The organism is Buttiauxella brennerae ATCC 51605 (genome assembly GCF_001654925.1).
Lineage (GTDB): Bacteria > Pseudomonadota > Gammaproteobacteria > Enterobacterales > Enterobacteriaceae > Buttiauxella > Buttiauxella brennerae.
Window position 1 is genome coordinate 22,814 of record NZ_LXER01000023.1, and the last position, 26,386, is coordinate 49,199.

General features: G+C 50.4%; 12 protein-coding genes and 1 other RNA gene. 9 read left to right on the forward strand and 4 right to left on the reverse strand.

Annotated features, from left to right (window positions below; translation table 11 throughout):
* The first annotated feature begins 484 nt into the window (after positions 1-484).
* The 6 genes from M975_RS14180 to M975_RS14205 all read left to right on the forward strand — a co-directional run bounded on the left by M975_RS14180 (position 485) and on the right by M975_RS14205 (position 18,450).
* Complete coding sequence (locus tag M975_RS14180; RefSeq protein ID WP_064560432.1) at positions 485-11,719, forward strand: BapA/Bap/LapF family large adhesin; 11,235 nt, start codon at positions 485-487, stop codon at positions 11,717-11,719.
* A 150-nt stretch (positions 11,720-11,869) separates the two neighbouring features.
* Entirely contained in the window at positions 11,870-13,276 is a 1,407-nt protein-coding gene (locus M975_RS14185) for a TolC family outer membrane protein (RefSeq protein ID WP_064560434.1), read from the forward strand.
* Positions 13,273-15,459, forward strand: a complete 2,187-nt coding sequence (locus M975_RS14190) for a type I secretion system permease/ATPase (protein ID WP_064560436.1) — start codon at positions 13,273-13,275, stop codon at positions 15,457-15,459. Before M975_RS14185 ends, M975_RS14190 begins: the two co-directional genes overlap by 4 nt.
* Positions 15,460-15,466: 7 nt before the next feature.
* A complete protein-coding gene (locus M975_RS14195) occupies positions 15,467-16,630 on the forward strand; it encodes an HlyD family type I secretion periplasmic adaptor subunit (RefSeq protein WP_157093391.1) in 1,164 nt (387 codons plus the stop codon).
* 57 nt (positions 16,631-16,687) lie between these two features.
* Positions 16,688-17,051: a transfer-messenger RNA gene (ssrA, locus tag M975_RS14200) on the forward strand.
* A gap of 205 nt (positions 17,052-17,256) precedes the next feature.
* The gene (locus M975_RS14205) at positions 17,257-18,450 is read left to right on the forward strand and encodes an integrase domain-containing protein (protein WP_064560440.1); all 1,194 of its coding nucleotides are present in this window, start codon (positions 17,257-17,259) and stop codon (positions 18,448-18,450) included.
* A 29-nt stretch (positions 18,451-18,479) separates the two neighbouring features.
* Here the strand turns inward: M975_RS14205 and M975_RS14210 are convergent, their stop codons facing one another.
* The 4 genes from M975_RS14210 to uraH all read right to left on the reverse strand — a co-directional run bounded on the left by M975_RS14210 (position 18,480) and on the right by uraH (position 21,298).
* Positions 18,480-19,139 carry a hypothetical protein gene (locus M975_RS14210; protein WP_064560442.1) on the reverse strand — a complete coding sequence of 220 codons (660 nt, stop codon included), beginning with the start codon at positions 19,137-19,139 and terminating at the stop codon, positions 18,480-18,482.
* Positions 19,139-19,996 carry a hypothetical protein gene (locus tag M975_RS14215; protein WP_064560616.1) on the reverse strand — a complete coding sequence of 286 codons (858 nt, stop codon included), beginning with the start codon at positions 19,994-19,996 and terminating at the stop codon, positions 19,139-19,141. The genes M975_RS14210 and M975_RS14215 overlap by 1 nt, the downstream gene beginning before the upstream one ends.
* Before the next feature lie 353 nt (positions 19,997-20,349).
* Positions 20,350-20,763 carry a phage polarity suppression protein gene (locus tag M975_RS14220; RefSeq protein ID WP_074388378.1) on the reverse strand — a complete coding sequence of 138 codons (414 nt, stop codon included), beginning with the start codon at positions 20,761-20,763 and terminating at the stop codon, positions 20,350-20,352.
* Positions 20,764-20,896: 133 nt separating this feature from the next.
* On the reverse strand, positions 20,897-21,298 hold the full coding sequence (gene uraH / locus M975_RS14225; RefSeq protein WP_064560618.1) for a hydroxyisourate hydrolase: 402 nt from the start codon (positions 21,296-21,298) through the stop codon (positions 20,897-20,899).
* Positions 21,299-21,792: 494 nt separating this feature from the next.
* Here uraH and M975_RS14230 point away from each other — a divergent pair, with 494 nt between their 5' ends.
* The 3 genes from M975_RS14230 to M975_RS14240 all read left to right on the forward strand — a co-directional run bounded on the left by M975_RS14230 (position 21,793) and on the right by M975_RS14240 (position 26,331).
* A complete protein-coding gene (locus M975_RS14230) occupies positions 21,793-22,083 on the forward strand; it encodes a helix-turn-helix domain-containing protein (RefSeq protein WP_064560447.1) in 291 nt (96 codons plus the stop codon).
* A 427-nt stretch (positions 22,084-22,510) separates the two neighbouring features.
* The gene (locus M975_RS14235; protein WP_064560449.1) at positions 22,511-23,605 is read left to right on the forward strand and encodes a GGDEF domain-containing protein; all 1,095 of its coding nucleotides are present in this window, start codon (positions 22,511-22,513) and stop codon (positions 23,603-23,605) included.
* 500 nt (positions 23,606-24,105) lie between these two features.
* Positions 24,106-26,331, forward strand: a complete 2,226-nt coding sequence (locus tag M975_RS14240; protein ID WP_064560451.1) for a sensor domain-containing phosphodiesterase — start codon at positions 24,106-24,108, stop codon at positions 26,329-26,331.
* The last annotated feature ends 55 nt before the right edge of the window (positions 26,332-26,386 follow it).

The window sequence follows — 26,386 nt, forward strand, 5'->3', positions numbered from 1 at the left end:
TAACCACAATAAAAAAAGTGTTAATACCTGATAATAAATGAAGAACGGCACAGAATCGCAAAGTGCAAGAAACAAAAATTAAACAAATAAAATCAATCAATTACACATAGAATCACTCGTTATGATTATCAATAAAACTCATGCTTCTATAACTTTTTTTCAATGAAAAAATTTATTAACAATTTCTAAAACATTGCTTTAGCGCGGCTTAATTTGCGCTTTCATTCAATCCTGTCTATATCTTCATTAACCCTGAAATGAAATGATACATAAGTATGAACCTCAAATTTATATGAGTTAACGCCCTGCCAGACACAACATTTATCAATAATGTTAGTCGTTAATATTCTGACGGCGGGACTCGTTTGCTTAAAATTTCATACTTTAATGGGATCATTTTAACACTTCGTTCCGGGGGAAATTATTCGTATGCATAAGCAAAGCTTAAGGCAGCCCCAGTTTCACACAGAATGGAGTGATAACAATGCGTTCAATATCAATCATCTCAAAGCTAACGGGCGTAACGAATAATGTTGAAGCGTCTGAAATTACGCTGAGCTCTCCATCAATCGTTGAACTTAAAGCCGAACGTTCTGATATAGCCAGTATCGTTCGCACCAACAACGATATGATCATTACTCTGCATGATGGTGAAGTGATTACCGTTAAAAATTTCTACGCTTTCGCCGATCAGGGCGGCAACCAGTTGGTGCTCGAAGACAATCATGGCGCATTGTGGTGGGTGCAGGATACAGACTCTGCCTTTCACTTCGAACATATCAACAATATCGATGAACTCATGGCAGCCACAGGTGCAGAAAACCACGGTGGCGCTGCCATTTGGCCATGGGTTTTAGGTGGCGTCGCTGTTGCGGGAGGTATTGCTCTTGCTGCGGGTGGCGGAGGCGGTGGTGGAGGCGGCGGAGATAATGATAATGGCAATTCCAATGGAGGCCCGGGCAATCCAAACCCGCCACCTCCAGCCAATGACGTCACACCACCGGATGCTCCTACCAATCTGAGTATTTCGGCTGACGGTAAAACGCTCACCGGCAACGCAGAACCAGGCAGCACGGTAACCATTACCGATAGCAACGGTCAGGTTATCGGCACTGGTACAGCGGGCAGCGACGGAAGTTTCACCATTCCACTCACCACCCCACAAATTAGCGGTGAAGAACTCACCGCGCATGCCACCGATCCGTCAGGCAATACGGGTCCTGATGGCACTGTTATTGCGCCGAACATCCCATTACCGGAAGCTCCAACACTCACCAGTGTGGTTGATGACGTTGCGCCAGTAACAGGCACCGTACCGAATAATGCCCCACTCGCCCCGACCAACGATAATACTCCGACGCTGCAGGGCACAGGCCAGGCGGGGACAACCATCCATATTTACGACAACGGTCAAGAAATTGGCACCACAGTCGTCGCTGCCAACGGTAGCTGGTCCTTCACGCCAACCACAGCACTTGCTGATGGTTCCCACTCTTTTAGTGTCACCACCATTAATGCCAAAGGTGAAAGTGAACCTTCGGGAAGTTACACGATAACTATCGATACCGTTGCCCCGGAAGCACCTGAACTCGCGCAACTACAAGATAATGTTGGAAGGATTACCGGTGTTATCACTAATGGTATGCCGACTGATGAAAACCAGCCGGGGATCCACGGTAAAGGCGAGCCAGGCGATAAAGTCACCATTTTTGATAATGGCGTGCAGATCGCTCAGGTCGCCGTTGATGGTAGTGGCAACTGGACCTTCACCCCTTCCCAGCCGCTTGCCGACGGCACCCACACCATTACGTTGATTCAAACCGATGCGGCGGGGAACATCAGTAGTACCACAACCAGCCCGACGTTTACTGTCGACCACACGCCACCAGCCGCAGCTGTCATTGATAACGTGAGCCTCGATGGCACGACAGTGACCGGTACCGCCGAAGCGGGCGCCATTGTCACCGTCACCGATGGTAATAATGTTCAGTTAGGAACTGCGACCGCCGATAACAACGGCAACTTTACTCTTACCCTCGATCCTGCCAAAACGCATGCCGAAGCGCTGGTTGCACACATTGAGGATCAGGCAGGTAATGTCGGCCCTGATACCAGTTTTAATGCTTCCAACTCCCAGGTCCCAACGGTGCCAGTGCTGGATAGTGTTGAAGATGATGCAGGAGTGACCACAGGCCCACTCAGCAACGGCCAGGCCACTGACGATAATACGCCAACCATTAGCGGAACGGCCGAAGCGGGCAGTACGGTAAACATTTTTAGCAACGGCGTGCTTCTGGGAACGTCACTGGTTGATGGAACAGGCCACTGGACCTTTACCCCAACCCAGCCGCTCACCGATGGTCCACAAGCCCTCACTTTCAATGCCACTAACCTATTTGGCACCAGTGGTACGTCGCCTGGGTTTACGGTTGATGTTGACACAACGCCCCCCTCGCCCCCAATGGGCTTACTGGTTTCCGATGATGGTCTACATGTCACCGGCAGCGCGGAGCCGGGCAGTACCATTACTGTTACCGATGGCAACGGTAATGTTCTGGGAACAGGCGTTACCGGCGATGACGGTCTATTTGATGTCACTCCTTTAACTTCAGCACAGCTCAATGCGCAAGCGCTGCTGGTCACGGCAACGGATAGCGCAGATAACGTCAGCGACAATGCCACCGTCTTTGCGCAGGACCACACCCCGCCTGCAGCGCCGACTGACGTCACAGTTAACGATGAAGGCAGTGTCGTCTCAGGCAAAGCCGAACCGGGTAGCACCGTCAATGTCACAGATGATCACGGTAACCCACTCGGCAGTGCCCAGACAGGTTCAGACGGCAATTTTACTGTCCCTATTTCACCGTCACAAACCAACGGCGAAACACTCGAGGTTTCTGCAACCGACCCGGCAGGGAATACTGGCCCGGAAACACTTGTTGATGCCCCTGATACCACCGCCCCTGTTGCTCCGCTTATCAGCGCAGTCGTCGATGATGTCCCGCTTTACGTCGGCAATCTGACGAGTGGGCAGACTACCAATGACGAAAGACCGGAGCTTCAGGGCAAAGCCGAAGCCGGTGCAACGGTGAAAATCTATGATAACGGTGCACTATTAGATAGCGTGGTTGCCGATAGCAACGGCAACTGGAGTTATACCAGCACACCTCTTGCTCAGGGTTTGCATAACCTGACTGTCACCGCGACGGATGCCGATGGCAACACAAGTCCTGCATCTTCATTTACGCTTACCGTTGACTCAATTGCCCCACAAGCCCCGGCGATCACGCTAATCAGCGATGACGCTTCGCCGATCATAGGCTCGGTACCGAATAACGGTTTCACCAATGATTCAACCCCGACGCTAAGTGGGACCGGCGAACCCGGCACTGAAGTGACCATTACTGATGGCGGAGCCATTCAGGAAACGGTCACCGTTAACGCATCAGGTACCTGGACTTTCACCCCTTCTACGGCGCTCGATGACAAAGAGTACCATTTCACCGTGACATCCACTGACGCTGCGGGCAACACCACCGCGCCGTCAGCCGAGTTTGTGATTACCGTCGTCACCACCACGCCAGACACTCCGACTATCGACAGTGCGGTTGATGATGTGGGCAGCATTACGCTCCCTCTTTTGAACAACGCATCAACGGATGACACCCTGCCTGAACTGAGCGGCACCGGGCCTGCGGGCACAACTATTACCCTTTATGACGGCAACACCCCGATTAGCACCTTCGCAGTGGGTGACGATGGGCTGTGGAGCATCACGCCTGACCACCCATTAACCGAGGGCCCGCATAATCTGCATGCCGTCGCTACGGATGCCGCGGGCAACGCAAGTCTACTTGCCGACTTTAATTTAACGGTAGACACCACCCCGCCAGATGCGCCATTGATCCTCACGGCGGAAGGCGTTGTTGGCGGTGCTGCCGCCACGATTAACACCGGTGGCAGTACGCAGGATGGGACGCCAACACTGACGGGCTCCGGGGAGGAAGGGGCGACAATCAATATCTATGACAACGGTGGCACTACGCCGATTGGTACAGTTATCGTTCCAGCAGGCGGCACATGGTCATTCGATCTTGCGCTGAGTGAAGGCCCACACACGCTGACGGCCGTAGCGACCGATCCGGTGGGCAATGTCGGGCTGCCGTCTGCGGCATTTACCCTGACCGTCGATTCTTTAGCACCGTTGGCACCCACCACATTCACGGTCATTGATGACCAGGCTCCAGGCCTTGGCGTCATCGCCAATAACGGCAGCACCAACGACACCACGCCAACCTTTACCGGCACTGGTGCCACTGCGGGCGATACCATTGCGCTTTACAACGGGGTGCTAAAACTCGGCGAAACCACGGTGCGGGCAGACGGCTCGTGGAGCGTTGACCCAACCACGCCGCTCACTGCGGGAACCTATAGACTGACCGTCAAGGAAATCGATGCCGCGGGCAACGCAAGCCCGGCGTCGACTGATTTCACCTTTACAGTCGATCTCACGCCATCTGCTGCACCAGTCATTAGCCTCGCTGTTGATGATGTCGGCGGCAGAATGGGCAATGTATTGAATAACCAGGTCACCGATGACAACAAGCCCGTCTTCCAGGGCACTGGCGAAGTGGGCGATACCATCACGCTGTATAGCGGCACCACGGTCATTGGCACGGCGGTTGTGGTCGCCGGTGGAACCTGGTCCCTGACGCCAACGGGAACACTGCCGGAAGGGCTGCAAAGTTTCACCGCGACGGCAACCGACGCGGCAGGCAATATCAGTAACTCATCAGCAAACTTTACGCTCACGGTCGATAGCACGCCGCTCACCGCCCCAGTGGTGACTGACATTGTTGATGATGTTTCACCGGTCACCACTTCGCTAACCAGTGGAAGTTACACCAACGACACTACGCCAACCTTCAACGGTACGGGTAAGGTTGGCAGCACCGTCACCATTTATGATACCGATGGTACAACCGCACTTGGCAGCACTACCGTCGGTGCTGGTGGCACATGGACGATTACCCCAACGCTTACGGAAGGCAATCACGATCTGGTAATCAAAGCCACCGATCCTACGGGTAATAGCATAACCGCTGCAACACCGATCACTCTGCACGTAGATACCCTGCCACCACCAGCGCCGGTTGTCACAAGCCCAACCGATCAGACGGGTACCCTCGTCAGCGGCACTGCCGAACCTGGCAGTACGGTCATTATCAAGAACAGTGGTGGAACTGTTTTGGGCACTGCCGTCGCCGATCCGGGCACTGGCGCATTTACCGTGACGCTCTCCCCTGCACAAACTACTGGTTTGCAGTTAACCGCAATTGCTCAGGATCTGGCAGGCAACCAAAGTACTGGCACACCATTCTCGGCCGTTACTTCTAATGCTCTACAGCCGCCAACTATTGAGGTGCTGGATGATGTCGCGCCGAACACTGGCAATCTGACTAGCGGGCAAAGCACCAACGATAACTTGCCGACGCTCAGCGGCCTGGCTGGAAGCAATGCCGACGTAACGGTCTATATTGATGGGATCGAACAACCACCGGTTACAGCCGATGCATCAGGATTATGGACTTACCAGTTTACGACTCCGTTGTCAGAGGGTCAGCATACCTTCGCCGTTAGCCAGGACAACGGCAGCCTGTTTAGCGGCAAATCACCGAACTTTGTGATTACTGTTGATACTGTTCTACCAACGCAACCCACCATCACTACCGTCACCGACGATGTAGCCCCGATTACTGGAACCGTTAACAGCGGCCAGGCCACCAATGATCCTCGCCCAACAATCACTGGCACCGGTGAAATTGGGTCAACTATCACGATCCTTGATAATGGCACGTCGATCGGCACCGCCGTAGTCGGCACTGGAGGGACATGGACCTTCACGCCGACCACCGATTTGGGCCCGGGTTTACATCCGATAACCGTCACTTCAACTGATGCGGCCGGTAATGTCAGCGCACCTTCTGCTGGCTTCTCGGTAAACGTTGATACGCTCGCAACAGCGCCTGTGATCAGCAGTGTCACTGACAACGTAGGAACACCTGCGCCAGTCATTTCTGGCGTACCGACCAACGACAACACACCAACCTTTACCGGAACAGCCGAGGCGAATTCCACTATCACCATTAGTGAAAACGGTAACGTTATCGGTACAGCCCTGGTTGATGGCACAGGTAACTGGAACTTCACTCCGAACCCAGCGTTTAGTGATGGCAGCCATAATCTGACCATTATCACCACGGATACCGCGGGCAACGTCAGCCCGGCAACCACCTTTAATGCCGTCATAGATACGGCAGCTCCAGTGGTGCCTGTCATTACTCTGGTGGTGGATGATCAGACTCAAGTGGGCCTCGACAGCCCTCTGACCAACGGCCAGCTCACCAAAGACACGCAACCGGCCATCAGCGGCACCAGTGAAGCTAATGCCACTATTAATGTTTATTCTGGCACTACGCTGCTTGGCAGCACCACCGCCAACGGCACAGGCGGATGGTCATTCACGCCAGACGCCGGTCATCAGTTACTCCAGGGCAGTAACAACCTGACCGTCACCGCCACTGACGCTGCCGGAAACGTCAGTAATCCATCCGGCATATTTTCTGTCGTCGTTGACTCCGTCGCCCCAACCGCACCGTTAATTGTGACGGTTACCGATAATACCGCGCCAAATATTGGGCCGATCACCAGTGGCCAGCCGACCAACGAAACGCGCCCTGCTATCACCGGTTCGGGAGAAGTGGGTTCCACCATCAAAATTTACGATGGCAGTAACCCTACTCCGCTTGGCACCGCAACTGTTGGCGCGGGTGGCACCTGGAGCTTTACCCCACCAACCGCGTTAAGTAGCGGCTCACATAATCTGACCGTAACCGCAACAGATGCCGCAGGCAACGTGAGTGCGCCATCGGCAATCTTTAACGTGGTGGTTGATTTGGCCGCACCGGGTACTCCTGCTATTACCAATATTGCAGACGATGTGGGTACCGAAAAAGGTGATTTAACCAGCGGCCAATCCACTGATGACACCCAGCCACTGATTAGCGGTACGGCAGAAAACGGCGCGAGCGTAAAAATCTACGACAACGGCACGCTGATTGGCACCGTTAACGCCAGCGCCACAGACGGCACATGGAGTTTCACACCGGATGCGCTACTCACTAACGGCAACCACGCATTTACCGTGACCGCAACGGATAGCGCGGGCAACGTCAGCTCACCGTCTAATACTTTCAATATCATCGTCGATACGGCGGCACCAACGGCACCGATTGTTATTCAGGCGTTTGATGATGTCGGCCCGGTCACTGGCGCACTGGTCAATGGGCAGTCGACCAACGACAACCAGCCGTTGCTGAGCGGGACGGCGGAAGCCAACTCGATAGTGAGTATTTCTGACAATGGCGTGTTTCTCGACACAGTGACTGCCAGCGCGACGGGCACCTGGAGCTATACACCGCCAGTCCGGAACGATGGCCTGCATACCTTTACAGCAACCTCCACCGATGCGGCAGGTAACGTCGGGGCTGTCTCTGGCAGCTTTACGCTGACTATCGACACCAGCACACCGGCAACACCTGCGCTGCCAACTGTGTATGACGATGTGGCAGGCGGCGTGTTTAATGCCAACCTCACAAATGGGCAAGTCACTAACGATGCGCGCCCAACGATCGGCGGCACGGGTGAAGTGGGCACGACCATTACCATCCTCGATGGCGGCACACCGATTGGCACCGTAACGGTTCCTGCCGGCGGCAGTTGGACCTTTACGCCGACCACGCCACTGCCGACGGGCTTGCATACCATCACCCTTACCGCAACGGATGCGGCGGGGAACGTCAGTGGCCCGACAGCCGGTTTTGCCATTACCGTCGATACCACAGCCCCAACCACACCGGTTATTTCGTCAATTGTTGATGATGTCGCGGGTGGCGTGGTGAATAACGCGCTCGGTAGCGGGCAAGTCACCAACGATAACAAACCAACGCTCAACGGCACGGCAGAAGCGGGATCGTCGGTCACCATTTACGATAACGGTGCGCTGTATACCACCGTCACCGCCGATGGCAGCGGCAACTGGACCTACACTTCACCAACGGCAGTGCTGGCGGAAGGCAGCCACACCTTCACCGTCACCGCGACCGATGTGGCGGGCAACATCAGCACCACGTCGCTGCCATCAGTGATTGTGGTTGATATCACGCCACCAGTCGCACCAACGGGCATGACCGTTAATGGAACGGGAACCATCGTGACCGGGAATGCCGAAGCAGGCAGTCTTGTCACCATTACCGGCAGCGGAGGAGTTGTTCTCGGCACCGCGACGGCTGATGGCACTGGTAAATTTAGCGCATCAATTTCACCTGCACAGACCAACTCGCAAGCCCTGATCGCCTTTGCTCAGGACGCGGCGGGCAATATCGGGGCATCAGCCAGTGTAACCGCGCCTTCCACCGCGTTACCGGGCGTGCCGGTCATCACCAGCGTGGTGGATGACTTCGCCGCTGTGACCGGGAATGTCGCCAACGGGCAAAGCACTAACGATGCTATGCCAACCATCAACGGCATCGCGGATATCGGGGCGACCGTCAACGTCTACAACAATGGCGTCCTGATGGGCACCTCGATTGCGGGAGCCGGTGGGGTCTGGAGCTATACACCAACGGGTGCGTTGAGTGAAGGCTCCCATGCCTTTACCGCGACGGCCACCAACGTCAACGGCACCGGCGGCTTCTCCACTCCGGCAACGGTCGTTGTGGATACCATTGCACCACTCACCCCAACGGCAACCATCAGTGCTGATGGCACCACGATCAGCGGTACTGCCGAAGCCAACAGCACAGTAAACATCACGCTGCCTGGTGGCACCGTTATCACGACCACGGCTAACGGCAGCGGGGCGTACAGCCTGACACTGCCAACGCGTGAAATTGGCGGCGAGCAGCTTTCAGTGACCGCCAGCGATGCCGCAGGCAACACGTCGCCGTCCGTCACCGCTATCGCACCAACTCTGCCACTTGCCGCCAATGACAACGTGATTGATTTGGCGCTGAGCAGCACTGCGACTGTCTCGCCACCGGTCCATTACAACGACTATGGCGTGCTGTTAGTCGGTGCGCTGGGCAACTCAGTACAGGTGCTCGGCAATGACACGGCGCAGGTGCAGTTTAACGTTGGCGCAGGAACCGGGAATATCACGATTGAAGCTGCCGCAACCGGTATAGTGCTGACGCTACTCAACTCGCTGGAAGTGGCCGTTCAACGGTTCGATTTAGGTACAGGTACATGGACCACCCTTTACGACTCATCGCAGGCAGAATTTGCCAACCTGTTAACCATTGGGGCCAGCGGCATTACGTTCAAAGTCGATAACCTGCCTGAAGGCACTTATCGCGTGCTGAGTTACAACACTAATCTGCTGGCGACCGGTTCACTCACCAGTCTCGACGTCGCCGTTGAGCAAGTTGGCCCAGGTGTTGTGACGGGTGAAACATCGCATCAGGGGAACGTCATAACCGATATCGACCCGAGCGGTGGGCAGGATACCGCCCCGGCAGGTACGGTTGTCACATCGGTCACTAACGCACAGGGGCAAGTACAGGCTGTTGGCGCAGGCGGTGCCGATATTAATGGGGTGTACGGCACTCTGCATATCAACCAGAACGGCACTTACACCTACACGTTGAATAACACCACGGCGGCTGTACTCGGGCACACCGAAAACTTCAGCTACACCATCACCCAAAACGGCATCAGCGACACCGCTCAGTTGGTGGTCACACTCGGTAACGGCGCACCAGCCAGCAGCGTAACGGCAACGGATAACACCGCGGCACTGACCTACAACACCGATGTGGAAGCAGTAAACCACGGCGCATCGCAGCAAAGCGGCTTCTCGGTGGTTTCTGTGGGGCTGGGGAATGTGCTGAACGCGAACGTGCTGGCTAACATGGCCAACCCGATAATCTTTGATGTCGATGATGGATCCACGCGCACCATGACGTTACAGGCAAGCGTTGGCGGCGTGGCATTGCTGTCAACCTTCGACCTTTACGTCTACAAGTTCAACGAAACCATCCAGCAATATGAGCAATATAAAGTGGTGAATACCTGGCTGACCGCGCCGTTGCTGGGCGGGACGTCAGGGCAATTAACCCTCACGTTACCGGGCGGCGAATATCTGTTCCTGCTGAATAACGCCACGGGCGTAACGGCGCTGACCGGCTACACCCTGAATATCTTGCAGGATCATACTTATGCGGTGGAAAGCGTCACCGCGACGACAAACGGTAACGTATTGACGGATGACGTCTTTACCGCAGGTAATACCGGCCACATCACGCAGGTCAACGGCGTCGCTGTTGCGGCCAGCGGAACCACCACTATTGTTGGCGAATACGGCACGCTGACGATTGATGCCGCAGGGAATTACACCTACAAGCTGAACAGTGGCCTGGGTGCCGACAGCATCAAAACGCCGGACAGCTTCGTTTATACCGTGACGTCATCTAACGGCGATACCGACTCCGCATCGCTGAATATCACGGCCACACCACATACCGTGGATGCGTTTAATGACATCAGCGGCGTGATGGCGGTTAATACGGCACAAACTACGGCGGTTTATTCGGATACGACTGTAGGAAACGCAACATGGACGACCTCGCTATTATTCGCCACCCATGGCGATGGTAGCGGCACCTTTGTGGTAGGCAACAATGATGTACTGCATAACCCGATACTGCATTTCAACATTGCTTCATTGCTGCCGCTAGGCGGCGTGTCGATAAACTGGACGCTGACGGATGGTGCAGGCATCACCCGAACTGGCACCATCAGTGGCCCTGCAATTCTGGGTGGCTCACCAACGGTTGATTTAAGTGGCATGGATCTGCACTCCGGCACCTGGACACTCAGCTATACCGGTAACGCAGGTATACTGGCGGTTGGCGGCATTACCATCACCCCATCGGTCACCGGCACCACCATCGATCTGGACAGCTACTCAACGCTTGCGGGCAGCTCGGTCAACGGCAATATCTATGACGGTAGCAACTCCTCAGGTGCGATTGACCAGCTCGGTACCGTTCACACATTTCTCAGTATTACCGGCTTCAACGGCACGACTACTACGCTTAACCCACTGACGGACAGCAGCTCAACCGCCACGATTCAGGGACATTACGGCACGCTGGTGATGGGGCTTGATGGCGCGTACACCTACACGCTCAATGCAGGTGTTTCGCCTGCGTCAATGACCACCAAGGAGACATTTAGTTACACCCTGAACGACCAGAATGGCCATTCCGACACGGCGACGCTCACCATCAATATGAACCCGCAATTTGTCAGCACCGCGCAAGGCGATGTGATTAACGGCTCAGCTTATGGCGACACGCTTGTTTATCATCTGCTCAACAGCGCAAATGCGACAGGCGGCAACGGTGCCGATACCTGGAAGGATTTCCATATGGCGGATGGCGACAAAATCAATATCCACGACCTGCTTACCGGCTGGAACCCGGCAACATCCAACATCGCCAACTACTTGAGCGTTAGTTACAACGGTACCAGCACGATCATCTCCATCGACCGCGACGGCACCGCTGCAACCCACAGCTCAACCCAACTGGTCACACTGGAGAACACCCACGTCACGCTCGATGAACTGGTGCAACAGAACCACATTATTACCTGATAGCCAAGAATAACCCGGGCGCAAAGACGCCCGGGTAGAACAGTAAAAAAACAGCAGTCGTAGGTCGGATTAGCGAAGCGACATCCGACACGATCACAACAGCAATGGCAGCACCAATTTGAACGTAATGACTTTTAATAGGGATAAATTATGGGAAAATTACAGCCGTTTGCACTGTGGCTGACATGCAGCCTGTGTGTAGCCCAAACGTATGCCGATGACACTCAACAATTCATTACGCCTGAGGGACTTGCCCAACAGCATGAGCTTCCCTCTCTTGACGGTTCATCAAGCCTGCCGTTAAACGCCCCTGCGCCCGGAACGCTGACCCTCAACGATGCGGTAAACCGCGCTGTTACCTGGCACCCCGCTATTAATGAAGCTATCGGCAAACTTGCCGGCCAGTCCGAACAAGTCAATGTCGCAAAATCAAAATACTATCCGCAAGTTAGCGCGGGTGTGAATAACGGCTACAGCAACAGTTACACAGACAGCGGATTCAGCCCATCGCTGGTGCTGTCGATTTCCCAGATGCTCTACGACTTCGGCAAAGTCTCAAGCCAGGTGCGGGCCGAAAGCGCGGGTGTGGCACAGGAGCAAGCGAACGTACTGGTCAGCATTGATAACGTGGGGCACGACACCGCCACCGCCATGGTTCAGGTGCAGATGTGGCAACAAATGGTCGATATTGCCAAAGAGCAACTGGATGCCCTGAGCGCCGTCGGCCATTTGACGCAGCAACGTAACGACGAAGGCGCTACGTCCATGTCAGACGTAGTGCAAACCAACGCCCGTATTGAATCCGCCCGTTCGCAGTTAATTCAATACCAGGCCAACCTCGACAGTGCCCAGGCCACGTTAATGAGCTGGCTGGGGTGGAACAACCTCAACGGCATCAGCAATGACTTCCCGAACAAACTCAGCAAAAGTTGTGACATCGACAAACCCGATGACCGCTTAGTGCCTGCCGTTCTGGCTTCATGGGCGCAGGCCAGCGTCGCACAGGCCAACCTGGATTACGCCAATGCGCAAATGACCCCGACTATTTCGCTCGAGCCTCAGGTTCAGCACTATCTGAACGACAAATACGCCAGCCACGAAGTGCTGGACCGCACGCAATATTCGGCGTTTATCAAAGTCGAAATGCCCCTTTACCAGGGCGGTGGTTTAACCGCACGCCGTAACGCCGCAAGCCATGCGGTGGAAGCGGCGCAATCAGGCGTTCAGCGCACGCGCCTGGATATCCGCCAAAAACTGATGGAATCACGCAGTCAGGCTCTCGGCCTGATGGGGGCGATTCAGGTTTTACAACGCCAGGAAGAGTTAAGCGCGCAGACGCGTGAATTGTATCAGCAGCAATATCTCGGTTTAGGCTCGCGCCCGCTGTTAGATGTGCTCAACGCCGAACAGGAAGTTTACCAGGCGCGATTCGCACAACAGCAAACCCTCAGCCAACTTCATCAATTGCAGCTCAATTGCCTGTATAACAGCGGCCGGTTGCGTAACGCATTTGGTCTGGAACATCGCACTATCCAGTCACTGGAGATCCAGCCATGAGCCAAATTCCCCCTCCTGTTGATGAGTCACTTACCGAGCAGGCGCTAAGCAACTGGGCGCATGCCATCAGCCACGTTGCGGCGCACTACCGCGTGGTCTGCTCACCCGGCACTATTCAGGCCAACGCCCCGTGGTTCAGGGGCAAAGGCATGCTTTCTGCGCTGACGCAGTTATCACGCCAGGCGGGGCTCTCTTTTCACCTGTTAAGCGCCCCGCAGCTTGCCATTACCCAGTGGCGCTTGCCGGTGGTGGTGGACTTAAAAAGTGGCCAACTGGCGGTTATCGAACATTTTGATGGCGAAGATACCGTTGATATCTGCGTGATTGATAATGAACGCCAGACCAACCGGGTGGCGCTGAGCGAACTCCTGCCGGAAATCCGCTTTGTAGCCGCCCTGCGCCCGCTCTCGGCATTAAAAGACAGCCGCGTAGACGCATACATTTCGCGCTTCAGCCCGGACTGGCTAAAACAGCTGGTGATGCAGGATGTTCGCCCTTATGGCCCGGTCATGTTGGCCGCATTCCTGGTCAACGTGCTGTCGCTGTCCGGGATTATCTTCTCAATGCAAGTCTACGACCGGGTGATCCCGGCGCAGTCTTACCCCACTCTTTACGTGCTGGCATCGGGCGTGTTACTGGCAGTGATCTTTGGTTTCCTGCTGCGCGTGGCGCGTGGGCATATTATGGATGTGCTCGGCAAGCGGGCGGATATTCGCGTCTCTGACCGGGTTTTCAGCCATGCGCTACGCCTGCGTAACAGCGCGGTCCCCCGCTCCACCGGCAGCTTTATTTCCCAGCTTCGCGAACTCGAACAGATCCGCGAAATGATCACCTCATCAACGATCTCAACGATCGTCGATTTACCGTTCTTTTTTATGTTTATCATCGTGCTGGCGATCATCGCCCCGCAACTGGCCTGGATAGCGCCGGTCGCTGCCGTGTTGATGGTTTTGCCCGGCATCCTGCTTCAGAAAAAACTGGCGATGCTCGCCAACCAGTCGGCGCACGAAGCGACTCTGCGCAATGCGGTGCTGGTGGAGAGCGTGCAAGGGCTTGAAGATATCAAACTGATGCAGGCGGAAAACCGCTTTCTGCAACAGTGGAACAGCTACATCCGCATTACGGCGGAATCCGGCCTGCGCACCCGCCAGCTTTCGCAGGGGCTGATTAGCTGGGGAATAACCATCCAAAGCCTGGTGTACGCCGCGGTGATCCTGTTCGGTGCGCCGCTGGTTATTGAAGGCGATATGACCACCGGTGCGATGGTTGCCGCCTCCATGCTTGCATCGCGCATGATTGCGCCAATGGCAAACCTGTGCGGCGTGTTGGCGCGCTGGCAACAGGTCAAAGCTGCGAAGCAAGGGCTGGACAGCATTATGCAACTGCCTGTCGAAACCCAGCGCGATGAAAGCCTGGTGCACCAGGATATCTTTCACGGTCACTATCTGTTTGAAAATGCACAGTTCCGCTACCACAGCGACGACCAGCGTATTCCGCTGCGCATTGCCCATTTAGAAATCCAGCAAGGCGAAAGAGTGGCCGTGCTGGGGCGCAACGGCGCAGGTAAATCCACATTGCTTCAGGCTTTAGCGGGCGGCGTCGACCTGGTGAATGGTGATGTGCGCCTCGACAACCTGAGCATGACGCAAATTGATATGGCCGATTTACGGCGCAATATCGGTTTCCTCAGCCAGAACGCCCGCCTGTTTTACGGCACGCTGCGTGAAAACCTGACGCTCGGCGCACCACACGCCAGCGATGAAGCTATTTTCGAAGTACTGGAAATCAGCGGTGCGGGCAATTTTGTTAAGCACCTGCCGAAAGGGCTCGATCACGGCATTATGGAAGGCGGTGCCGGGCTTTCTGGCGGCCAGCGCCAGTCTATTTTGCTGGCCCGCATGCTGCTGCGCTCCCCCAATATTGTACTGCTCGACGAACCGACAGCTTCCCTTGATGACCACACCGAACGTGAATTTATTCAGCGCCTGGGGCAATGGCTTGGCAACCGCACGCTAATTGTCGCCACCCACCGGGTGCCGATGCTGGAACTGGTAGAACGTGTTCTGGTTCTGAAGGAAGGGCAACTGGTGATGGACGCACCAAAGGCGCAAGCACTGAGCAACAGTCGCGCTACCGGGCAGCCAAACGAACGGGAGTGGAAAAATGAAAACCAGTCAGCATGATGCCGCAATGGACGACCCCGATATTCAGCGGGAAAGCGAGTTTTCCGGCGCAAGCCGCATTATCACAATTAGCATTCTGCTGTTTATTTTGCTCGGCGTTTGGGCGTGGTTTGGCATACTTGATGAGGTGTCGACAGGTACCGGGAAAGTGGTTCCCAGCTCGCGTGAACAGGTATTGCAATCGCTCGACGGCGGTATTGTGACTGAACTGCTGGTCCACGAAGGCGACAAAGTTCAGGCGGGGCAAGTTGTCGCCCGGCTCGACCCGACTCGCTCGCAGTCCAACGTTGGCGAAAGCACCGCACGGTATCGCGCATCACTGGCTTCCAGCGTGCGGCTGAACGCGGAAGTGAACGATCTCCCGCTGGTCTTCCCCGACTCACTCAAAGCCTGGCCGGAGCTGACCGCTTCTGAAATGCGCCTGTATAAAAGCCGCCGCGCGCAGCTCAATGACTCCGCATCTGACATCCAGGATGCCCTGGTTTCGGTGAATAAAGAGCTGGGAATAACGCAACGCCTGGCAAAAAGCGGTGCCGCCAGTAACGTTGAAGTGCTGCGCCTCCAGCGGCAAAAAAGCGACCTGCAACTCAAAATCACCGATCTGCGTTCACAGTATTACGTACAAGCCCGCGAGGCGCTTTCCAAAGCAAACGCCGAAGTGGATATGTTATCTGCCGTCATCAAAGGCCGCGAAGATTCTGTATCGCGCATGACCGTGCGCTCGCCGATGCGCGGCATTGTGAAAAATATCCAGGTCACGACCATTGGCGGCGTGATCCCACCGAACGGGGAGATGATGGAAATTGTCCCGCTCGACGATCACTTGCTGATTGAAGCGCGCCTCTCCCCACGCGACATTGCATTTATTCACCCCGGCCAACGTGCGCTGGTAAAAGTCACCGCCTATGACTACGCCATTTACGGCGGGCTGGAAGGCGAGGTAGAAACCATCTCACCGGACACCATTCAGGACAAAGTAAAACCTGAAATCGTCTACTACCGGGTATTTATCCGGACCAAACAAGACTACCTGGTGAACAAAGCCGGACACCATTTCTCTATCTCGCCGGGGATGGTCGCCACCGTTGACATCAAAACCGGGCAGAAAAGCATTGTCGATTACCTGATTAAACCGTTTAACCGCGCCCGGGAAGCGCTGCGCGAACGTTAACCGGCGTGAGGGGTAGTAAGTTGCGCTACAACTCTGTTATACTTACAAAACACTTGTGGGGCTGATTCTGGATTCGACGGGATTCGCGAAACCCAAGGTGCATGCCGAGGGGCGGTTTGCCTCGTAAAAAGCCGCAAAAAAATAGTCGCAAACGACGAAAACTACGCACTAGCAGCTTAATACCCTGCTTAGAGCCTTCTCTCCCTAGCTTCCGCTCTTAAGACGGGGATCAAGAGAAGTCAAACCCAAAAGAGATCGTGTGTAAACCTTGCCTGGGGTTGAAGCACTAAAACTAATCAGGATAGTTTGGTAATGGCGTGTCTATCCGCAGTTGCCCGGCGAATGTAAAGATATGACTAAGCATGTAGTACCGACGGCGTAGTAATTTCGGACGGGGGTTCAACTCCCCCCAGCTCCACCAAAATTCTCCCTCAACGATTACCAGAGTCGTCCGAGGAAGTCCTGAAAGCCCGCACAGCGTAAGCCTTGCGGGCTTTTTTGTATCTGTTATTTGTCCGTAACCATCCGAGAATATCCGCCTGAATCCAGAGAGAATTGGTACACGTTTAGGTACACGCTATACTGTAGGCCTAAAAGCGTGTACCAATTATGGAAGGAGTCCAGCCATGGCGCGGCTAACCCGCCCTCTCACTAATAATGAAATTCTCAAAGCCAAACCACGTAAGAAAGACTTCACCCTTCATGATGGTGATGGTCTGTTCCTGCTCGTAAAAATCTCGGGTAAAAAGTTATGGCGTTTTCGCTACCAGCGACCAAACAGTGCCAGCCGCACAAATCTGAGCCTTGGCGCATATCCTGCCCTTACGCTTGCAGCAGCACGTCAGATACGCGATCAGCATTTGTCCCTATTGGCACATGGTAAAGACCCTCAGCAGCAACAAGAAATGGTTTCAGAACAGCGCCAAATAGAGCTGGATAGCATTTTCTCTACTGTTGCCGCCAATTGGTTCCAGCTAAAGAGCAAAAGTGTCACACCGGATTATGCAAAAGACATTTGGCGCTCTTTAGATAAAGACGTGTTTCCTGCTATTGGCGAAATACCGGTTCAGGAGATCAAAGCCAGAACTATCATTGAAGCACTTGAGCCAATCAAAGCACGCGGTGCACTGGAGACAGTACGTCGTTTGGTACAGCGTATTAACGAAATTATGATTTATGCTGTAAATACAGGCTTGCTTGATGCCAATCCGACGTCAGGTGTGGGGATGGCTTTTGAGAAGCCCAAAAAACAAAACATGCCAACACTGCGACCGGAAGAACTTCCAAAGCTGATGCGCACATTGGTTATGTCAAATCTGTCTGTTCCTACTCGCTGTCTAATTGAGTTGCAGCTCCTTACCCTTGTGCGCCCTTCTGAGGCTTCCGGTGCTCGGTGGGCAGAGATCGATCTTGATGCAAAGCTCTGGACGATACCAGCCGAAAGAATGAAGGCTAAGCGAGAGCACATCGTACCTTTATCTTCTCAGGCATTAGAAATTCTGGATGTGATGAAACCTATTAGCGCACATCGAGAACATGTTTTTCCCAGCAGAAATGATCCAAAACAGCCTATGAATAGTCAAACGGCCAATGCTGCACTTAAGCGAATAGGTTATGGTGGGAAATTGGTTGCTCATGGGTTACGTTCTATCGCAAGTACAGCTCTAAATGAGGCCGGTTTTAATTCCGATGTTATTGAGGCTGCCCTATCCCATGTTGATAAGGATGAAGTAAGAAGAGCCTATAATCGAGCCTTGTACATCGAACAGCGTAGAGAACTTCTTTCATGGTGGGGGTTATTGATAGAAGGATACAACTAAATTAGAAGTTTGAAAAAATAAAATGGCTTTCAATCATGAAAGCCATCTGCAATAATTATCGGCTCATCTAATAAGTATTTTTTTGCTACATACAGCGGAAAAAAATCAGTTATATAAAATTTATAACACGCCCACTGAATATAAGCCCAAAGAATCAATAATGAAAATACCAAAATGATGTTAACAAAAGAACCATGAAAACTCCAAAGCACACAAAACAAAAAAGAAAAGACAAGTTCTGAATTAATCAAAACAATGCGAAACTGCGATTTTTTTTCACTTATTTTTTTATCTATCTCTTTGACGAGGAAAAGATCATATGCATCATTTCGTTTTAAGGATTTATATTTACCATGAATGCCGGATGTGTATTTGTTAAAATCACAAAACGAAATCAACCAGTTGAACATTGAAATGTTTATCTTTTTATGCGAATAATTCAAAAAACAAGAGATCAATAGACATTGAATCAACTGGAGCATAGATAATTTTGACAGCAACCCTCCTTGAAAATCAAAGACTTCCTTCACATTTGTTTCATCCAGAATGTTGTAAATATCAGCATTACCAGTTTGATAAGTTAGCATAAAGAAAATAACAATAAACAATATCAAAAACCGATGCAGCGGATACTTATTAGTAAGATCCTCGATATATTTTTCTTGAACTTTCTTTGCTAACTCATCCATTAATACACCTGTATAAAATATACATCTCCGCAAGATGGGTCAAAAGCGCCATATTCAATGTAAGGTGCGCCTAAAAAAATTATTTCTTCTTCATTTTGAAAATAAGGAAGCACCTCTTGAAAGTCTTCCTTTGAAGCAAATCTGAGTGTACTCACTGCATCATTGAAAGTATTCCTCATTTTAGCAGAAAGATAGTCCAAATCCATTTCTGATACCTTCACACGATAAATTACAGGGTCTCCCAGTTTTTTCCTAGTAACAACTCTATGAAAAGCATTAGCTTTAGATCTGTTAAATTCATAAACTTGCGTGCGATCTGCTGTCAAAGAAATTTCTAAAGTGCTATCACCAGAGTGTTGAGACCTAATAACTGCTAACATTTGATCTATTTCTCTTACAATCGCTCTATCCCCATAACGGCGATTAACAGCAGCGTCAGGCCTCTCAAGAAGCTCTTGATACTCACGAGGCTCAATTAAATCATCCGAAATTTGTGCCCGTTTTGTTTCTAAACTTTTACTGATAGTATCAGCATTTTCTAAACCATCTTGCTGTGCTTCGCTTATGGCGTTATTTATTGCATTTGAGACCCTAGCAACAACCTTCTTGGTAATTTCTTTTTTCGAAAAGAAATCGATAATATATCCGCCTTCCCTGGGAGGCTGTACCAACATCTCAACATCTTTGTAATATTCATGGTGCATCTTTGCATATTTCCAAAGATTACCATATTTGATATCCAGATATGCTCTATCTAGGGCACTCTGCAAGTGTCCTAAGCTTTTTGAAAGAGTCCTTAAAGAAACCTGGTGATCTTGTGCAATGTCACCATCAAAGTGCAATTCAACTATAGCCACTTCATTTTGCTCCGTGCGCATAATAGACCAGTAAGGATACCATCTTATGTTTAGATGAAGCCCGGATCCACCTCTTAAAAATGAGCGTCACAAGAGCTCTATGGGCATTATTGTAAGTCGAATGCAATTTAATCTACCTTGTGTAATCGCAACGGTAAGCTGTTGGTATAAAACAAATTAATTTCTTATTTATGCGCGCAATGCTATCCCCGCCACGCCTGCCCGCTTCATGGGTGGCTTTTAATGCAGGTGCATCAACACCCCGGAGCCGCGCCAGCTCTGGGGTGATGAGGTGTGAAAAATACGGGGTTTTACATGCAAGACCATACACCGTAATGCATGGTTTAATTGAATTAAATGGCGGGAATTTCAGGTCGATTGTTTGCGGGTGGTTGCTGCTGGTGCGCGTAAACATGGTTTTGTGCCGGTGTATATTTCTGCTGATTATCAGCCCGCGAAGCCTTTTCAGGCCTGAATCCGATGGCTGTCAAAATGTCGCTGTTTTCCGCTGTGTAATGAATTTCCGGGCCAGTCACCAGATAATCCCGCAGGGCTTCCCCGAGGTAATGCGTCGCTCGCCGTATGGCCAGCTCGCTGACAGACGCCGGAAGCTTATTAATCCCCATTAATTCCGGTGCCAGCGTGCAGACCAGCACCGCCCCGTTCTGCGTCATAAACGCGCCCAGTGCATTCCCGATGCTGATGTGTTGCACCACTTCCTGTGAACGGATATAGCGGGCCAGCCGCCCACCAAAATCCTCCGTCAGTGGTTACCAGAACCATCCGATGAAATCGAAAGCCCGCTTAACGAAAGTTATGGACTGACCCCATAAAACAAAAAGCCACCAGCAAATGCCAGTGGCCATCCATAAACTCAGGCTCAATTAACGATGATTGATCTTAACTCCCCCGGTAAGTTGAGTAACCGTATTGGCTCAACAACAAAGGGATATGGAGCTTTTGATTCGTCTTAGTGACGTTGAAAATCACAGGAACTGACGGGAAGAATGTTTCCTGATTATTTGCCTTGAAGTAATCCCCCACCTTAAAGGTCACTTTATAGATGCCTGGTTCCATATCACCGGTGTCTGGAAAAAGTGATTTGATTCTGCCGCCGGTATCCGTTTTTGAAGTCGCGAGATGCTTCCAGGAAGAACTTTCTTGCTTGTCCAATTCAACGACTACGCCCTGGGAAGGTAAACCAGTCTGTTGATTGAGAATATGAACACTGAGAGTTCCTTCTGGTGCTGCAAGTGCACTGAAGCTGAGCAAGGAGAGAATAGAAGCCGCTAAGATTTTCATCGGGTTAACCTGTTGTGAATTTGTTAACGGATTATATGAACCTACACACATAATAAAATTAAACTTTTTGTTATATGTCTGCGTTTTAAGGCTGAAATTGCCGTTGAGCAGCGATAGCCCTGGTGTAAGAAAATTATCAAGGGTTGGAAGGAGCGCGTGAATAGTCATGTAACTCATGAAACTCAAAAAATTCTTTGGAAAACAACTCGCATTCCCGTTATTAGCGGGTTGGTTAACATCTTCGATTTGCGTTATAGTCAGCTCGCTGCGGCAAAATCCGCAGCCGGGATTTGCACCCCGCCAGAAACTACAAGGATTACTCAGTGTTCGCATTGAGTGTCAATGCCTCTGCACACCCGTTCAATGGTGGCTCAGGCAGGGCAGCCTTCGGGCTGGCCGGTGTCCTTGTAGGCCGGTAGTGCAAACCCTGTCTGGGCTACCACCAAGAGATTTGCACCTCTAGTGGTAGTCGTCATCACTACAAGGAGATGTTTATGACACTTTCACACAGCCCTACTTTCCTGCCCTTTCAACAAGACTGGCACAAAGCCGATATCATCGCGGCGTTACGTAAAAAAGGTACCTCATTGGCAGCAGAATCACGCGCTGCGGGCTTAAGTTCTTCAACACTTGCCAACGCGCTAACCCGCCCCTGGCCCAAGGGTGAACGACTAATAAGCAAAGCGATTGGCGTACCTGCCGAAACCATCTGGCCAAGCCGTTATTTTGATCCGCAGACCAATAAACCTATCGCCAGACCAATGCGCACACATCAGCCGAAATAACTCATTCGCGCCATCTGCCCGGTTCTTTATGCGGATGGCGCTATGCTACCTGCGCTGTAATTCCAGCAAAACGGATGAAGGTTAAACGTGAGCATGAATTTCCAGGCAGAAATGATCCAGGCAAGCAATGAATAGACAGATTGCTAATGCTGCTGGAAGGAACAAGCCTGTTCTGCCGACATCTTTCCTGTCAATTTTTATCAGAGCCATTGGATGGAGCCGAGGCGTCAATTTATAAATAATGCAGCGGATAAAAAAATCCGTATATCTGGATAGGTTGATTTAACACTGCGAGCCAGCGCGTGCATCTATTACTCAGGTAGCGTTATTACCCTATAAGTAACTTGTGATATTATAAAAACGTTTTTGTATAAAAAAATTACAAATGTTAACAAACACCAGTAAATGAAAAAAGAGTGATGCTATTATGAATTATGATGATGCTATTGATGAAGAGAGACGTAAAATGGTCTCACTCAGTGGCGCATGGTTTATTATTGTGACATTAACACTGTCTTCTTTTGTTTTATTTTATTCATATTTTCTTGACGACAATCAACATATAACAGCAAATAGCTACAGCAAATATTTCGCATTAACGTACATTTTATTTATTGGGACGTTATGGGTCGTTCGTACTTTGAATCCTTTTTATCTCGATAAAAATTGGATGAGAAACGCATCAATACTCATTTTCATCAATGGGATCATATGGGGAGGCATCGTTTTTTGTTATGTCATGGAGAGTCGCCTTCTTGGGCCTGTTTTTCTTTGCGTGATTATATTATTTTGTGGCATTGTATCTGGCTATAGCCTAACGCTCATTGGCATTTACAGCCTACCTATTTTTAGTTCATTGCTAATATCAACATATTTAAAAGATGGATTACTTCATTCCCTATACATGTGCATCATATTATCGGGGGTTTGGTTCATTATCAAAACCAGCGACTCTTTAATTAAAAAAAGGATAAATAAAGAGATAGCCACTTCATTAATTTTAGAAAAGAAAGCATTTAATGCGTGTCATAATGCTCAAATAGATTATCTGACAGGCGTTTTTAATCGCCGGGGTTTTGAAGTTGAGTTTAAAAAAGCGGTTTCAGAATGTGTGATTGAACAAAAACCTTTTGCAATCATACTGGTTGATATTGATTATTTTAAGAAGATCAATGACACTTTTGGTCATGTTGCTGGCGATGAGTGTCTTATCGCCGTTGCCGATAAAATTCAAAAGTGCCTAAAGTTTTTCGTATCCAGCATTTCTCGATATGGTGGAGATGAGTTTATTATTATCGTCAATGAAGCGACCTCTGAAAAGGTCGAGATGATTTGCAATAACATCAAAAATTCCATCAATGAAAACAGTTTAAAATCGATTGGCGATAAGTGTATTTCAGTCACTCAAGGTGCAGCCATTTGCGACAATGCCCGAAGTGTAAACGATATTATTAGTTGTGCTGATAGCGCTCTTTATGAGGCAAAACAAAATGGCAGGAATTGCTATCAAGTAGTCGAATAATAGATATCTGCCAGAAAGTGATGATGAATTTTACTACTGGCAAAGCCAATGTTCGATAACCGAATGTTGGCTTTGTCATGCTGGATCTCCGTATCTGGTTCTTAATGCTCATCGCCAGCTTATCGCTACGTAGTGCAGCCCTCATAAATCCCGATACAGACATGCATTACTCGATAGTTTTTAACAATTGAACGCTCAGTTAATGAACATAATAAAATATTAATGACATATCTTTAGCATTGATTTATTGATCGCCTTAGGCAATCGCTAATATAATAGGCAGTATCTCTTTAGAATTGTATTCGACTGTTTAGCCAGGTTCCTGGGGTTGATTAGTTATCCACGCAAAGCAGAATCGATGTCTTCACATCCTTTTCCATTTAAATCATGGCAAAGAAATATTAAAAACCCAGCAGTTGCAACAGAATTTAATGTGTATTTTTACACATTCCGAGATGTCCATCTGCAAAAAACAAACTCATTAAACAGAGAAAATAAATATGTTATTGGCTGTAGCCAAAGATGATATTTTTTTGAAAAGAATGAAAATCCCTATCTTTTCAGGAATCGCTTTTTTCCTATTTCAGTTTCTCGCTGAGTTCCTTACGGCTCAGGAGCATATCGCAGATGTCACTATACGATTCTATGATCTCACACTGCCGCTGATTTCTGCATTGCTGGTGCTCTACAGAACAAAGGCACTTCCCATATTGGGATTGTTTTTCCTTTACTCATTTTTTTGTCACCCCCTGGCAGCGACATTAGTACTCTCTTCCCAGTTACTGGCAGCACTCATCAGCCAGGTACTGTATTACTGGAATACGGGAAAACGCAGTACGGTCAGTTTTGGGCGAAGCAAGTTAACGCCACAGCGCATAGGTTGGCTGGTCTGCTGCAACTCTCTGTTGTATGTACTTTTTCATAAATGTTTGCAGGCGCATTTTGATCCCGCATCAACGACTGAAATTTTTACGGTACAGACACTGATTAATCTCCAGTGGATGATGAACTCCTGCATTACAGGCATCCCCTTTTGTTATCTGGTACTGCGGATCTGTCATAAGCCTTCATGGGGGCTTCAGTACCTCAGGCACGTCAAGGCGACAGTAAAATCAGGGCCGCCGACTTTATATCTGGCAGGCTGGGGGTTCTTACTGCTCGTCATTATGTACTGCCTGATTTCAGAAAACCTGAACACGTTGCTCTTTACTGACTACTCTTTGCTGTGGTTATTGCCCGTTATGTTATGGGGAACGGTGCGGATTGGACACGCTCTGGTGGCTCCGCTATGGGTAATAATACTCATGCTGTTGGGAAACTATATTGATGGATATATCTCAATCGCCAATACCCTCACCGATGCCAATCATCTGCACAGCCTCATCATATCCTCAACAACGATTTTCATTTTCTCGCTGACCATAGTTGGTACGGGAGTGATGTCTGCACGCAACCTGAAATACACCCAACATATCAGCAGACTTTACCGTTCTGAGCCACATACGGGGCTATTAAACTTTCAGGCTCTGAGCATGGACTTAGATAAGCACTCCGCAGAGGCTTTATGCTTAATCCGTTGTCCAGAGTTGAACGAACTGGAACAGACTTATGGTGTTGAGTTTCGTTTTGAGTTTGTAAAAGCACTCAGTTTTTACATCACAAAATTACTGCACTGTAGCGGCCAAATTTATTACAGTCCCGGCCATGGGTTGATAGTCAGACTTAACACGCTTCCCAATATCCCAGTGTTTTACCAGTCACTCAGAGATTTCCGTTTTCAGTGGAAAGAAGCGATACTGGGTCTTAATTGTGGTGTGGCATATACTTGTGAAAAAAGTTTAATCCGAAATTTATCCGCTGCAATAAAGCAATTAAATATTAATAGCTATATCTCTCTTATGCATGGAAGACCTTTGTCGCTGAGCCCGACCGTTCCCGGTGACAATATTGTAGAATCAGGGATTATACGTGATGTTTTACAGCAGGCCATCGACAGAAAATCATTGATGCTAATGGCACAGCCAATTGTATCAACCATGCTGACTGCGCAGCCCGTGATGTCTTTGCGGGGTAAAGTTCATTACCATGAAATCCTTATCCGCTTGAAAACGGCTGAAGATAAATTGATTTTCCCGGATACATTCCTGCCATTAGCCCGTAAAGGTGGTCTGCTACCTGCACTGGATATTACCGTAATTGAGCAGACCTTCCGGTTTATGCAGACGCGAAAAGACTCAGATCCTGATTGCCATTTTTCAATCAACCTGACACCTGAGTCATTAAACCAGACTGATTTCCTGGATAATATCACCACACTATTCAAAAAATACAATATCGCGCCTTGTCGTATTATTTTTGAAATTATCGAATCTGAATTCATTGATAATGATAACGTATCAGATGTTTTGAGAACCCTGCGTAATGCCGGGAGTAAAATAGCCATTGATGATTTTGGTACCGGGGCATCGAGTTATGAACGATTACGACTTCTGAATGCAGACATATTAAAAATTGACGGTTCTTTTATCAAAAACATTATTGATGATCCATTCAGCTATTGTGCTGTTAAATCATTCTGCGAAATGGCGAAATTAAAAAACATGGAAATTGTTGCCGAGTTCGTGGAAAACGAAGAAATCGCGCTGAAGCTGGCGGAAATGGGTATCGACTGGCTACAGGGCTATCACATTGGGAAACCCGTCCCGGTCGAGTTAGCGGAACTGTAGTTTTATCGCCAACAATGAGCGGATTAACAGCACACCGGCCTGAACACATCTTTCA